This is a genomic window from Streptomyces sp. NBC_01294 (assembly GCF_035917235.1).
GTDB classification, from domain to species: Bacteria; Actinomycetota; Actinomycetes; order Streptomycetales; family Streptomycetaceae; genus Streptomyces; species Streptomyces caledonius.
Genome location: NZ_CP108423.1, coordinates 1535498 through 1548691, shown reverse-complemented (window position 1 = coordinate 1548691; position 13194 = coordinate 1535498). Strand labels below are relative to the sequence as shown.

Here is a 13194-nt window from a genome sequence, read left to right as displayed (position 1 = left end):
CCTCACGGCCCGCTGTGCGATGCCTCCAACTGCCGCCCCGGGCGGCCGTCCGCCGTCGGGAGGCTCGCCTCGATCTCGTCCAGGGCCCGGCGGGCCGTGGCGATCCGCTCCCGGACGTCGGAGCCCGTTCCCGTTCCCGTTCCCGTTCCCGTGCCTCCGCCCGGGCCCGCGGGGGGCAACCCGGGCTGCTTCGGGTTGCGGTTGGCCTCGTCCTCGATCTCCCGGGCCTCGTCCAGGGAGTTGAGGACGACCCCGATGAGGACGTTGACCAGGACGAACGAGGCGAGCAGCGCGTAGGAGGCGTAGTAGATGATGCTGAACCGGGAGATCTGCAGCCCCGCCCGCACGGCGTCGGTCAGGCCGTCGAGCGTGGTCAGCAGGAAGAGGGTGAGCATGGCGCGGCCCACGGAACCGTAGTGCCGCGGGTCGGAGTCCGCGAAGCAGAGCCAGCCGACCATCGCGTACACGTACAGCACCAGCGCACCGACGAACAGGAAGCTGGCGGTGCCCGGCAGGCTGCGGCCGACGGCGATCAGCAGGATGCGCAGGTGCGGCAGGAAGCGCGCGGTGCGCAGCACGCGGGCCAGCCGCAGCAGCCGCAGCAGGGTGGTGTTCTCCCGTACGAGAGGGACGAAGGCGCAGGCCACGACCACGAGGTCGAAGAGGTTCCAGGGGTCGCGGAAGAATGCTTTCGGCCGGTCGGCGCACGCGCCCAGGCGCAGCAGCATCTCCAGGGTGAACAGCGCGAGGCAGCAGTTCTCCGCGGCCTGCAGCACCTGCCGGTGCTCCGCGGCGAGCCCGCTGTACGTCTCCACCCCCATCAGTGCGGCGTTGAACAGGATCGCGCAGAAGACGACCAACCCGAAGGCGGGGGCCTCCGTGGCCACCCGGCATCGGGCTGCCAGCTTCATCCGTCCGCGTCCGGCCGGCTTCGGGTCTGTCATCGTGCTCCTCGTACTCTCGACTGCACCGCGGGCGAACGGCGGCCCACCCGTCTAACGCGGCACAGCCGATCGGGTTTCACCACTTTGCGCACGCCAACGCGCCGACCCGGGCGGGTTGACCGCCGAAACGGACTCAGAGATCCCGAATCGTGCGTGGAACGCGCGCAGCGGGGCCGGGGCCCACCAGTTGGCCCGTCCGGCCAGCCGCATGGAGACCGGTACGAGAACCGCTCTGATCAGCGTGGCGTCGATCAGGACCACCGCGACCATGCCGATGCCCAGCATCTTCAGGAAGACGATCCCGGACGAGGCGTACGTGGCGAAGGAGGCGGCGAGGACGACCGCCGCCGAGGTGATCAGCGGGCCGCCGCGCTCCAGCCCGGTGGCCACGGCGCCGAGGTTGTCGCCGGTGCGGTCGTACTCCTTTTTGATCCGCGCCAGCATGAAGACCTCGTAGTCCATGGAGAGCCCGAAGGCGATGCAGAACATCAGGATGGGGATGCTCGGTTCGATCGATCCGCTCGGCGTGAAGCCCAGCACCCCGGACAGATGGCCCTCCTGGAAGATCCACACGAGCACTCCGGCCATCACCCCCATGCTGAGGGTGTTGAGGAGCATCGCCTTCGCCGGGAGCAGCACGCTGCCGGTCATCAGGAACAGGACCAGGAAGGTGGTCACCAGGATCAGCCCGAGCACCAGGGGCAGTCGGCCGGTCAGCTCGTCGCGGAAGTCACTCAGTTCGGCGGGGTAGCCGCCGACCTGCACTCCGGGGACGGCACGGATCCCGGCGAGCACCCGGTCGATGTCCCGGTCGAGGCCGCGGTGGGTGGCGACCACCGAGTACCAGGTGTCCCGCTCGCCTGAGAACCGGGCGGCGGAGGGGCCCGGTTCGGCGATCCTCCGGCCCTGCGCGTACGAGCCGGTGAGGGCGTCGACCTGGTGGATCCCCGCGATCCGGGACAGGTCCAGGGCCGTGGCCTCGATGGCGGCCCCGTTCGCCGGGCCGCCCGCCTGACCGGGGCGCAGGACCTGGATCGCGTCCATCTCCTCCGCGGCGAAGCGGTCGCGGATCTCCTGCTGCACCACCCTGCTGGACACGCCCGCGGGCAGCACCCGGTCGTCGGGTACGCCGAAGGTCAGCCCGAGCGCCGGCGAGGCCAGTCCCAGCAGTACCGCCAGGGCCGGGATCCCGTACAGCAGCGGCCGTCGCATCATGCGCAGTGCCGTGCCGTGCCACCACCCGCCGCCGGAGCGGGCACCGGCGGAGCGGGCACCTGCGGAGCGGCCGTCCGCGGACGGGCGGGCGACCCGCAGGCCCAGCCGGGCCAGCGCGGCGGGCAGGACCACCAGCGCCGCGAAGACCGAGGTGAGGACCGTGGCGATGCCGGCGTACGCGAACGAGCGCAGGAAGGGGAAGGGGAAGAGCAGCAGGGCGGACAGCGACAGGACCACGGTGAGGCCGCTGAACGCGACGGTGCGGCCCGCCCGCGCGACCGTGTGCTCGACGGCGTCGGCGACGGGGCGTCCGGCGCGCAGCTCCTCGCGGAACCGGCTGATCACGAAGAGGCTGTAGTCGACGCCGAGTCCGATGCCCATCACCAGGGCCAGGTTCGCGGCGAAGGTCGACACGTCGGTGACGTAGGTGACCCCGCGCAGCAGGGCCAGGGTGGTGACCACCGAGAACAGGCCCATGCCGAGGGTGAGGAAGGCGGCCGAGAGGCGCCGGTAGATGGCGAACAGCAGGAGCAGCACCAGCGGGAAGACGATCAGCTCGGCCCGCAGGAAGTCCTTGCGGGCCTGCTCGGCGGCCTGCCGGAAGACCTCGTCCCCGCCGCCGACCCGCACCGACACCCGGGCACCGTCCCGGGTGAAGGCCGGTGAGAGGTCCGCCAGTCTGGCGCGGGCCTCCGTCACCGTGCCGGACATCCGGGCGATGACGAGGGCCTGGCGCCCGTCGGCGGAGCGCATGGCGGGGGAGTGACCGCGCGACCAGTACGAGGCGGCCTCGGCCACCCCCTCCTGCCGGGCCAGTTCCTGCTCCAGCGCCCGCCCCTCGGCCGCGACCGCACTGTCGTCCACGGTGCCCCGCGCGGCCGTGACCATCAGCAGCACGCCGGGAGTACCCGTCCCGAACTCCTCCTCCAGGACGGCCCGGGTGCGCAGCGACTCGGAGCCGGGGCTCTCGAACCGGCTCAGGACCAGGCGGTCCATGGTGCCGGCGGCCAGGACCAGGCCGAGTACGGCCAGCGCGAGACCGGCCCACACCAGGAGCCGGGAGCGGCCGGCGGTCACCCGCCCCCACCGCTGCAGGGCGGGCGGGCGTGCCACGGGGCGGACGGGACCGGTCATCGTTCGTCTCCAGGAGCGAGAGGGGGAAGGTGCTGCGCCACCCTCGCCCAGGGGCCTTCACGACCCGCTGGAACGATCGCTGACCACCCTGTGGACTCCCTTTCGCGAGAACCGGCCGGTAATGCCTAGCCTCCGTACGAGGGTTCGGGCGCGGGGGAGATGAACATGTCGGGTGTGCTGCTGCGCGAGCGCGGCGTCCTGGGCGGCGACGGCACGTCGGGGATGAGTTTTCGACTGCTGGGGCTGCTCCGGGTGCGGCACGCCGGGCAGGTGCTGGATCCGGGGCCGCCCAAGCAGCAGGCGCTGCTGGCCGTCCTGCTGCTCAGGCCGGGGCTGGAGACCGGAGTGGAGCAGCTCGTCGAGTCGCTCTGGGGCGAGGAGTCCCCGGCGTACGCGAAGAACCTGATCCAGAAGTCGGTCTCGGGGCTGCGCGGCCTGGGCGTGCGGCTGGAGTGGGCGGGCGGCGGCTACCTGCTGGATGTCGGGGGCGCCGACGTGGACCTCTACACGTACGAAAGGCTGGCGGCGGCCGGGCTCGCCGCGGTGCGCGCGGGCGAGCTCGTCGAGGCGGCCCGGCTGCTGGAGGAGGCGCGCACGATGTCCACGGGCCCGCTCGGGGAGGGGCTCGAAGGGCCCATGCTGGAGCGCGAGCGGCTCTACCGCCAGGAGCGCTTCCTCGCGGAGATGGAGGTGCGCGCCGAGCTGGAACTGGAGTTGGGACGTCACCGCAACGCCGTGCCCTATCTGCAGTACGCGGTGCACAAGTACCCGTTGCGGGAGCGCTTCCTGTGGTTGCTGATGCTCGCGCTGCACCGGTCGGACCGGGGCAACGAGGCGCTGACGCTCTACGCCGCCCAGCGCGGCCGGGTCGTCGAGGAACTGGGCGTGGAGCCGGGGCCGGCCCTGCGCACCCTCCAGGAGCGGCTGCTGCTGCAGGACCCGGAGCTGATGGTGATGCCGGTACTGCGCCAGGACGGCTGAGTTCCGGCGGCGCTCCAAGTGCGGTGGATGAACAGTGGGTTGATCCACGGGTGGGACGGGCCGCCGGCGCATATGCTCGCCCCGTCAGCCGCACACATGTGCACTCGAACGGTCGCACGACCGTACGTCGGCACATCAGCACGCCCGTAGATCCGTAGATCCGTACCCGTGCATCCGCACGCCTCGCGAACCGTAAGGGGACCCGCGCCGTGAGCGTTCGTATCCAACCCTCCTCGCAGGTCGACGAGAGCGCCGAACTCGGCGAGGGGACCACGATCTGGGATCTGGCGCAGATACGGGAGGACGCGCGGCTCGGGCGCGGCTGCATCGTGGGGCGCGGTGCGTACGTCGGGCCGGGCGTGCGGATCGGGGACCACGTGAAGCTGCAGAACTACGCCCTCGTATACGAGCCCGCCGTACTCGGCGACGGGGTGTTCATCGGTCCGGCGGCCGTCCTCACCAACGACTTCTACCCGCGCGCGGTCGAACCCGACGGCCGGCTCAAGCGCGACGGCGACTGGGAGGCCGCAGGGGTCGTGGTGGCCGAGGGGGCCTCGCTGGGAGCCCGCTCGGTCTGCGTGGCCGGGGTGCGCGTAGGGCGTTGGGCGCTGGTCGCGGCCGGCGCGGTGGTGTCCAGGGACGTGCCGGACTTCGCGCTGGTGGTGGGGGTCCCGGCCCGCCGGATCGGGTGGGTGGGCCGGGCCGGGGTGCGCCTGGTGGAGCGCGCGGACGAGCCGGGCACCTGGGAGTGCCCGCGTACCGGCGCACTGCACGACGAGAAGGACGGCACGCTCACCGAGCGAACCTGACGGAATGTCGGCAATTTAGGGCACCACCATTTCCTCAAAACCACAATCAACGAACATCCGTGGGCATACCGTGTCCCTGCACACGGGATCTGAGCAGGCAACAGGCCTTGCTCAGTGGGGGGTTGTGTACGACGAGGGCACCGCGGGCAGAGCCGTGCGGCGCGGTTTCACCGCGCCCGCAGAGACGCTGCCGAGCACGCGCGCGCCCGGGTCCGGGGCATCGCTGGGGGGTCCAGTGGCGGCCTTCGGACGGTTCGTGCCCCGGCGTCGTCTTCACGACGCCGCGGGCACGGGTGCGTCACGCGCAGTTCCCCTCCGCCGGGCGACGGCCGCCAGGTCCGCCCGAGGAGCGATCAGAGGGGGTAGGTGTGTTGGAGCCGTACTGCTCGGACATACGGGGTGCGCGCAGCGCCCGGGGAGCCGGGGTGGGGACCCGATGACCACCACGCGATTAGGAGCACTGGCCCGCGAGGACCTGCCGTTGCACGCCCTCGCCGAGCGGCTGCTCGCGCTGGCCGAGGCAGGGCTGCCCGCGATGTACCTGCCGGAGGCCGAGACCTTCGTGTTCACCCGGGCGGGCGTCATCTCGCCCGAGGGCGCCCCCCGGCTGGAACAGCGGGGGACCAGCACCCGGTACGCGGCCATCACCGCGCTCGGCGCCCGGTTCCTCCCCGAGGACCGGCAGCGTGCCCTGTTCGGCGGGCGCTCCGCACAGGAGTTCACCGGGCTGCTCGTGGAGCGGCTGCCGGCGGTGGCGAACCTCGGCGACGCGGCGCTCATCGCCTGGGCCGCCGCCGAGACCGGCCACCCCAAACTGACCGACGCCCTCGACCGGGTGGCCGCCCTGGACCTGCCCGGACGGCCCCGGTACACCGTCGAGGCGGCCTGGGTGCTCTCCGCCCTCGTCGCCGCGCGCGCCGCGGCCGACGTGGAGGACCGCATCGCGGCCGCCCGGAGCCGGCTGCTGGCGGCCCGGGTCGGCGACGGCCCGCTCTTCCCGCACGCCACCGGGCCCGGACTGGTCCCCGGATACCGGTCCCACGTGGCCTGCTTCGCCGACCAGACCTATCCGCTGCAGGCGCTGGCCCGGCTGCACGCGAGCGGCGGGGATGCGGAAGCGCTGGAGGCCGCCGACGCCTGCGCCGCCCGCATCTGCGACCTGCAGGGGGACGGCGGACAGTGGTGGTGGCACTACGACGCCCGCACGGGCGGCGTGGTCGAGGGCTACCCGGTCTACAGCGTGCACCAGCACGCGATGGCCCCGACCGCCCTGTTCGACCTGGCCGAAGCCGGCGGCACCGACTTCGGTCCTGCGATCCGCCGGGGGCTGCGCTGGATGACGCAGGTGCCCGAACTCGCCGGGCCCGCCGGGACCCCGCGGGAGCCGATGATCCGCGAGGACTTCGGCGTCACCTGGCGCAAGGTCTACCGCGGCGATCCGAAGAAGGCCGTCCGCGCCGCCCGCGGCCTCACCACCCGGGTGGCACCGGGCGCGCGGCTCGCACCGCTGGACCGGGTCTTCCGCCCCGGCGCCGTGGACCGGGAGTGCCGGCCGTACGAGTTCGGCTGGCTCCTCTTCGCATGGCTCGGGGGGACCCAGAGATGACCCGACGACACACCCTCTTCGGGATCCGGCTCGACGCCCTGACCATGGAAGAGACCGTGCAGCGCTGCCTGGAGGCGGTGCGGCGCGGCGAACAGATCGAGATCGGGATGGTCAACGCCGCCAAGCTCGTCAACATGCGGCGCGACCCCCGCCTCGCCGAGGCGGTCGCCGGCTGCGACCTCGTCCTGGCCGACGGCCAGGCGGTGGTCTGGGCGGGCCGCGTCCTCGGCGTCCGGCTGCCCGAGCGGGTCGCCGGCATCGACCTGTTCATGCGCCTGCTCGCCGCGGCCGAGGCGGCGGACATCCCCGTCTACCTGCTCGGCGCCCGGCAGGAGGTCCTGGAGATGATGCTCCGGCAGATCTCCGAACGCTTCCCCGAACTGCGGGTCGCCGGGAGCCGCAACGGCTACTTCGCCGACGGGGACCAGGAGGCGATCGCCGACGCCGTCGCGGACAGCCGCGCGCAGCTGCTGTTCCTCGGCATGACCTCGCCCAAGAAGGAGATCTTCACCGCCGGCTACGGCAAGCGCACCGGCGCCCACGTCGTGCACGGCGTCGGCGGCTCCTTCGACATCCTCGCCGGCATCACCAAACGGGCCCCACTGATCTGGCAGCGGATGGGACTCGAATGGTTCTACCGCACCCTCCAGGAACCGCGCCGCCTCGGCAAGCGCTACCTCACCACCAACGCCGCCTTCCTCGCCATGACGGTCCGGGAGCTCATCCACCGCACACCGTCCGCCGGTTCCGCGAACAGGAGTCACTGATGCGTGTCGTCGTCGTGGGACAGGGATACGTCGGACTGCCGCTGGCCATCCGGGCCGCCGAGGTCGGACACCAGGTGATCGGGTACGACGTGGACACGCGGCGGGTCAAGAGCCTCGCCGCCGGCGAGTCGTACGTGGAGGACGTCTCCTCCGAACGGCTGAACCGGGCGCTGGCGAACGGCACCTACCGCCCGAGCGAACTGGCCCGGGACTGCGGCGGCTTCGACGTCGCCGTCGTCACCGTCCCCACCCCGTTACAGGACGGTGCCCCCGACCTGCGCTACATCGAGGAGTCGGCGCACACCCTGGCCCGCTTCCTGCGCCCGGGCGCGACCGTCGTCCTGGAGTCCACCACCTATCCGGGCACCACCGAGGAGCTCTTCGCGCCCATCCTGGAGGACGGCTCCGGGCTCACCGCGGGCGAGGACTTCCACCTCGGCTACAGCCCCGAGCGGATCGACCCCGGGAACACCGTCTGGGGCTTCCAGCAGACCCCCAAGGTGGTCTCCGGCGTCGACGCCCGTTCCCTGAAGGCCGTCGAGGCCTTCTACGGGGAACTCGTCGACACCACGGTCCCGGTGCGCTCGCCCAAGGAGGCCGAACTGGCCAAACTGCTGGAGAACACCTTCCGGCACGTGAACATCGCCCTGGTCAACGAGATCGCGATGTTCGCCCGCCACCTCGACATCGACGTCTGGCAGGCCATCGAGGCGGCGTCCAGCAAGCCCTTCGGCTTCATGAAGTTCACCCCCGGCCCGGGCGTCGGCGGCCACTGCCTGCCGATCGACCCCTCGTACCTGAACTGGCGGGTGCAGCGCGAACTCGGCCAGAACTTCCGCTTCGTCGAACTCGCCAACGACATCAACAACCACATGCCCGAGTACGTGACGCGCCGCGTGATCGACGCGCTCAACGCGAGGCGCCGCTCGGTCAACGGCTCCCGGGTCCTGCTGCTCGGGCTGGCGTACAAGAAGAACACCGGCGACGCGCGCGAGTCCCCCGCCGTACGCATCGCGCAGCTGCTCCTCGACATGGGGGCCAGGGTCCGCGCGGCCGATCCCCACGTGGTGGAGAGCATCAAGGTCGACGCCCGCCTCGTACGGGTCGAGCCGACCCGCAAGGAGCTGGCGGCCGCCGACGTGGTCGTCCTGCTCACCGACCACGACTCCTTCGACTACCGGATGGTCACCGAGCACGCCTCCTTCGTCCTCGACTGCCGCAACCGCGTGTCCGGACCCACGGTGGAGGTGCTCTGAGCCGATGACCAGGATCATCTGCGTGGCCGGAGCCCGGCCCAACTACATGAAGATCAAACCGGTGATGGACGCACTGGAGCGCCGCGGCGCCGAGGTGGTCCTCGTCCACACCGGGCAGCACTACGACGAGTCCATGAACGACGTGTTCTTCCGCGACCTCGGCATCCGCCCGCCCGACCGCTACCTGGGCGCCGGATCCGGCAGCCACGCCCAGCAGACCGGGCGGGTGATGGCGGCCTTCGAGCCGCTGCTCGACGAGCTGGCCCCGGACGCGGTGGTGGTGGTCGGCGACATCAACTCCACCCTCGCCTGCGCCCTGGTGACCGCGAAGGCCGGCCCGCTGCTGGCCCACGTGGAGGCGGGCCTGCGCAGCCGGGACTGGAGCATGCCGGAGGAGGTCAACCGGGTCGCCACCGACCGGCTCAGCGACTTCCTGCTGGCCCCCTCGCCCGACGCGGCCGCGAACCTGCGGGCGGAGGGCTACCGGGACGACCAGATCCACGTGGTCGGCAACGTCATGATCGACACCCTCCTCGCCAACCTGGACCGGGCCAGGCGGTCCGACGTCCTGGACCGGTACGGGCTGACCCGCGGCGGGTACGGCCTGGTCACCCTGCACCGCCCGGCCAACGTGGACGACCCGGCGGCGCTGCGCGGCCTGCTGAAGGCCCTGGGCGAGATCGCCGACCGCTGCCCGCTGCTGCTGCCCGTGCACCCGCGGGCCGCGGAGCGGCTGGCCGAACTGGGCGTGCCCGGCGGCATCCGGCTGGTACCGGCCGCCGGATACCTCGACTTCATCGCCCTGCAGGACTCCGCCCGCCTGGTGCTCACCGACTCCGGCGGCGTCCAGGAGGAGACCACCGCCCTGGGCGTGCCCTGCGTGACCCTGCGGGACAACACCGAGCGTCCCATCACCGTGGAGGAGGGCACCAACGTACTGGCGGGCACGGATCCGGAGCGCATCACGGACATCGTGCACCGGGTGCTCGACCATCCGCCCGCGCCGCGCTGCCCCGGGCTCTGGGACGGCCGGGCGAGCGACCGCATCGCCGCGGTCCTGCTGGACGGCCCGCCCGCCCACGCCCGGCCCCGACCCACCGACCTGGTCCCGCGCGCGGCGGCCACCGACCCGCAGCACGTGCTGTAAACGCAATTCGAAGGGGAAGACCATGGATCTCGCGGAGATCTGGCGGGTCATGCGCAGGCGCTGGTACGTACTGCTGCCCGGGCTGCTGCTCACGGCGGCGCTGACCGCCGCCGTGTACCTGCTGGTCCCGGTGGAGTACCGGTCGCAGAGCACCGTGACGCTGCTGAACTCGAAGAAGGCCACGGTGGCCTTCGACGGCAACCCCTTCCTGAGCACCCAGGCCTCGCTCACCGGGATGGCCGACGGCCTGGCCCGCAACCTCAACTCCGACGACTCCAAGGCCGAACTCAAGGCCCTGGGCGTCACCGGAGTGCACGAGGCGAAGATCGCCGACAACGCGCTCGGCCCCTACATGTGGCTGAGCGTCGTCGGGACCGACCCGGCCGCCGTGCTGAAGTCGGACGAGATACTGACCGCCTACGCCGAGAAGCGGCTGCTGGAGTTCCAGACCCAGCAGTCGGTCCAGCCGGAGGCCATGATCCGGATGACCACGATCGTGCCACCGCAGAAACCGGAGGCGCAGACCAAGGCCAGGCTCCAGTTCCTCGTCATGGCGGGCGCGCTGGGCTTCGTGCTCAGCCTGGTCGCCACCTTCTTCGTCGAGGCCCGGCGACGCAGCCCCGGCAAGCACCGGCCCGCAGCCGACGAGGCCGGCGAACCGGCACCCGGGCCCGCCGCCGACCCGTCGGACACCCTGCGCATGACCGTCGCGCACCCGGCCGGTTCACACCCGGCCGGTTCACACCCGGCCGGTTCGCACCCGGCCGGATCCCGCACGGGCGGGTCGCCGTGACAGGCTCCGGAACGGACACGGAGACGGACAGCAAGGCCACCCCGGCGGCGCCGTCGCTGGGGCGCAAGGTCGGCTCCGCGGCCAAGTGGAGCCTGGTCAACACCGTTGTCATGCGCCTCGGCAACTTCGTCACCGGCATCATCCTGGCCCGCTTCTTCCTCGGCCCCGAGGCCTGGGGCGTGTACGGGATCGCCCAGACGGTCCTGCTGGTCCTGCTCTCCGCGAACGAACTCGGCGTCTCCCTCGCGATCGTGCGCTGGGAAGGCGATCCGCGCCGCTTCGCTCCGACCGTCCTCACCCTGAGCGCGGTCTCCAGCTGCCTGCTGTACGCCGTGCTGTTCGCGGCGGCTCCCGCGGTGGCCGGCGTACTCGGCTCGCCCGAGGCCTCCGGCGTGCTGCGCGTGATGTGCCTGTGCGTGGTCCTCGACGGGCTGTCCCAGGTACCCGCAGGGTTCCTCACCCGGGAGTTCGCTCAGGGCCGGCGGATGGCCGTCGACGGGCTCAACTTCGTCCTCAGCACCGCGGTGACCCTGCTGCTGGCCGTGGACGGCTGGGGCGCGATGAGCTTCGCCTGGGGCTCCGTGGTGGGCAACGTGGCCGCGCTCATCGGCTGCTGCCTCGCCGCACCCGGCACCCTGAGGTTCGGCTGGGACCGGGAGCAGGCCCGCGCGCTGCTGAAGTTCGGGCTGCCCCTCGCCGGGGCCAGCATGCTCGCCCTCGGCGTGGTCAACGTGGACACCATGGTGGTCGGCTCGGCCTTGGACCCGCTGGCCCTGGGCTTCTACGTGCTCGCCTTCAACATCTCCGGCTGGCCCGTCCGCATCATCTCCGAAGCGGCCCGCCGCGTCTCCTTCGCCGGCTTCTCCCGGCTCGCCGGCACACCGAAGGCGCTGGCCGCCGGATTCGGCCGGGCCCTCGGCGTCGTGATGGCCGCCACCGTTCCGCTCTGCGTCCTGCTGGCCGCCCTCGCCGCCCCGATCGTGGAACTCGTCTACGGCGAGCGCTGGCTGCCCGCCGCCCGTGCCCTGCCCTGGCTGATGGCGCTCGGCCTGGTCCGCATCGGCTGCGAACTCGCCTACGACTGCCTGGTGGCCATCGGCAGGCGCCGCTCGCTCATCGGGGTCCAGGGACTCTGGCTCCTCCTCCTGATCCCGGCCCTCGTGTACGGCGCCCACACCGGCGGGATCGTCGGGGTGGCCCAGGGGCACGTCCTGGTCGCCGGCGCCGTCGTGGTGCCGGTGTTCCTCCTCGCCCTGCACCGCGGCGGCATCCGCCTCGGCACCGTCGCACGGGCCTGCGCCTGGCCCCTCCTGGGCGGAGCGGTGATGACCGCCGTGGTCCTCGGCCTCGAGCGGTACCTCGGCGACGGCGTGCTCGCGCTCCTCGCCACCGCAGCCGCCGGCACCCTGTGCTACGCCGTGTGCCTGCTGCCCGCCCGCTCGCTGATCCGGGGGTAGAGAGCCGTGACAAGGAACCGCAAACGCCTCGGGGCGTGGCTGCTCGCCGGATTGCTGCTGGCCGCCGGCCTCACCCTGTACCGGGCCGACCGCACCGGGGTCGGCGAGCCCTCGGCCGGACCCTCCGCCACCCCGGTGGCCACGCTCCCGGGTACGGCCGCGCCCACCCCCTCGGCCACCACCCCGAGCCCCTCGGCCACCCCGTCCCCGAAGCCCTCGCCGGGCGCGAGCGAACCGCCGTCCACCGCCCCCGCCTGCACCTCGCCCGGCTCCTGCGGTTTCCCCGACGCGAGCAGCACCGGCCCGCGGATCTCCCTGGAGCGGCACGACACGGGGAACATGTCGATCAAGAAGGACGGCACGGTCATCAAGGGCTGGGACATCCGCGGCTCGCTCGACGTCTACGCCAACGACGTCACCGTCATCGACAGCAGGATCACCTCGGCCAACTGGTGGGGGATCAACCTGCGCCCCGGCTTCAGCGGGCTGAAGGTCCTGCACACCACCATCACGGCCGTCCCGGGCAAGGGCCCCGACAACGGAGGGGTGAACTACGCCGTCTCGAACATGGGCGGCAGCTCGATCGAGGTCGGCTGGTGCGACATCTCCGTGTTCGGCAACGCCCTGTCCATGGGACAGGGGGACCTGCACGACAACTACGTCCACGACCTCGTCGCCTTCCGCAACCAGGGCGGTGAATGGCAGCACATCGACGCCGTCATCAGCGGAGGCGGCAACAAGGGCCGGCTGACCATCCGCCGCAACACCCTGCTGAACTCCACCCCGGTGGACAAGGGGGCCACCGCGGCCGTCGGCCTGTTCGCCGACACGGGCGTCGTCTCCTCCGTCGTCGTCGACGGCAACTGGCTGGCCGGGGGAGCGTACGCGCTCTACGGCGGCGGCCCGGGCGCCACCGGCATCCAGGTCACGGACAACGTCTTCTCCACCCAGTACCACCCGGCCGCCGGAGCCTACGGTCCGGTCACCGCCTGGAACGCGGGCGGCGCCGGGAACGTGTGGAAGGGCAACCGCATGTCCGACGGCCGGCCCGTCGTCCCCGAACCCAGCAGCTGAGACGGAGAGTT

Annotated in this window: 11 protein-coding genes; 9 read left to right on the top strand and 2 right to left on the bottom strand. The window is 72.1% G+C overall.

What is annotated here, in order from left to right; genetic code table 11:
• Positions 1-2: 2 nt before the first annotated feature.
• Positions 3-944 (bottom strand): ion transporter, encoded by a 942-nt coding sequence (locus OG534_RS07120; RefSeq protein ID WP_326587228.1) that lies wholly within the window; start codon positions 942-944, stop codon positions 3-5.
• A 51-nt stretch (positions 945-995) separates the two neighbouring features.
• Entirely contained in the window at positions 996-3293 is a 2298-nt protein-coding gene (locus OG534_RS07115) for an MMPL family transporter (RefSeq protein ID WP_326587227.1), read from the bottom strand.
• Positions 3294-3458: 165 nt separating this feature from the next.
• Between OG534_RS07115 and OG534_RS07110 the strand changes: the two genes are divergently transcribed.
• The 9 genes from OG534_RS07110 (at position 3459) to OG534_RS07070 (ending at position 13183) form a co-directional block, all read left to right on the top strand.
• On the top strand, positions 3459-4274 hold the full coding sequence (locus OG534_RS07110) for an AfsR/SARP family transcriptional regulator (protein WP_326587226.1): 816 nt from the start codon (positions 3459-3461) through the stop codon (positions 4272-4274).
• Between the two features lie 209 nt (positions 4275-4483).
• Positions 4484-5083, top strand: a complete 600-nt coding sequence (locus OG534_RS07105; RefSeq protein ID WP_326587225.1) for an acyltransferase — start codon at positions 4484-4486, stop codon at positions 5081-5083.
• Between the two features lie 436 nt (positions 5084-5519).
• Positions 5520-6689 (top strand): hypothetical protein, encoded by a 1170-nt coding sequence (locus tag OG534_RS07100; protein ID WP_326587224.1) that lies wholly within the window; start codon positions 5520-5522, stop codon positions 6687-6689.
• A complete protein-coding gene (locus tag OG534_RS07095; RefSeq protein ID WP_326587223.1) occupies positions 6686-7456 on the top strand; it encodes a WecB/TagA/CpsF family glycosyltransferase in 771 nt (256 codons plus the stop codon). Before OG534_RS07100 ends, OG534_RS07095 begins: the two co-directional genes overlap by 4 nt.
• A complete protein-coding gene (locus OG534_RS07090; protein WP_326587222.1) occupies positions 7456-8712 on the top strand; it encodes a nucleotide sugar dehydrogenase in 1257 nt (418 codons plus the stop codon). Before OG534_RS07095 ends, OG534_RS07090 begins: the two co-directional genes overlap by 1 nt.
• A 4-nt stretch (positions 8713-8716) precedes the next feature.
• Positions 8717-9859, top strand: a complete 1143-nt coding sequence (gene wecB, locus OG534_RS07085; protein ID WP_326587221.1) for a non-hydrolyzing UDP-N-acetylglucosamine 2-epimerase — start codon at positions 8717-8719, stop codon at positions 9857-9859.
• A 22-nt stretch (positions 9860-9881) separates the two neighbouring features.
• A complete protein-coding gene (locus tag OG534_RS07080; RefSeq protein ID WP_326587220.1) occupies positions 9882-10652 on the top strand; it encodes a chain length determinant protein in 771 nt (256 codons plus the stop codon).
• Entirely contained in the window at positions 10649-12109 is a 1461-nt protein-coding gene (locus tag OG534_RS07075; protein WP_326587219.1) for an oligosaccharide flippase family protein, read from the top strand. The genes OG534_RS07080 and OG534_RS07075 overlap by 4 nt, the downstream gene beginning before the upstream one ends.
• Positions 12110-12115: 6 nt before the next feature.
• Entirely contained in the window at positions 12116-13183 is a 1068-nt protein-coding gene (locus tag OG534_RS07070) for a hypothetical protein (RefSeq protein WP_326587218.1), read from the top strand.
• The last annotated feature ends 11 nt before the right edge of the window (positions 13184-13194 follow it).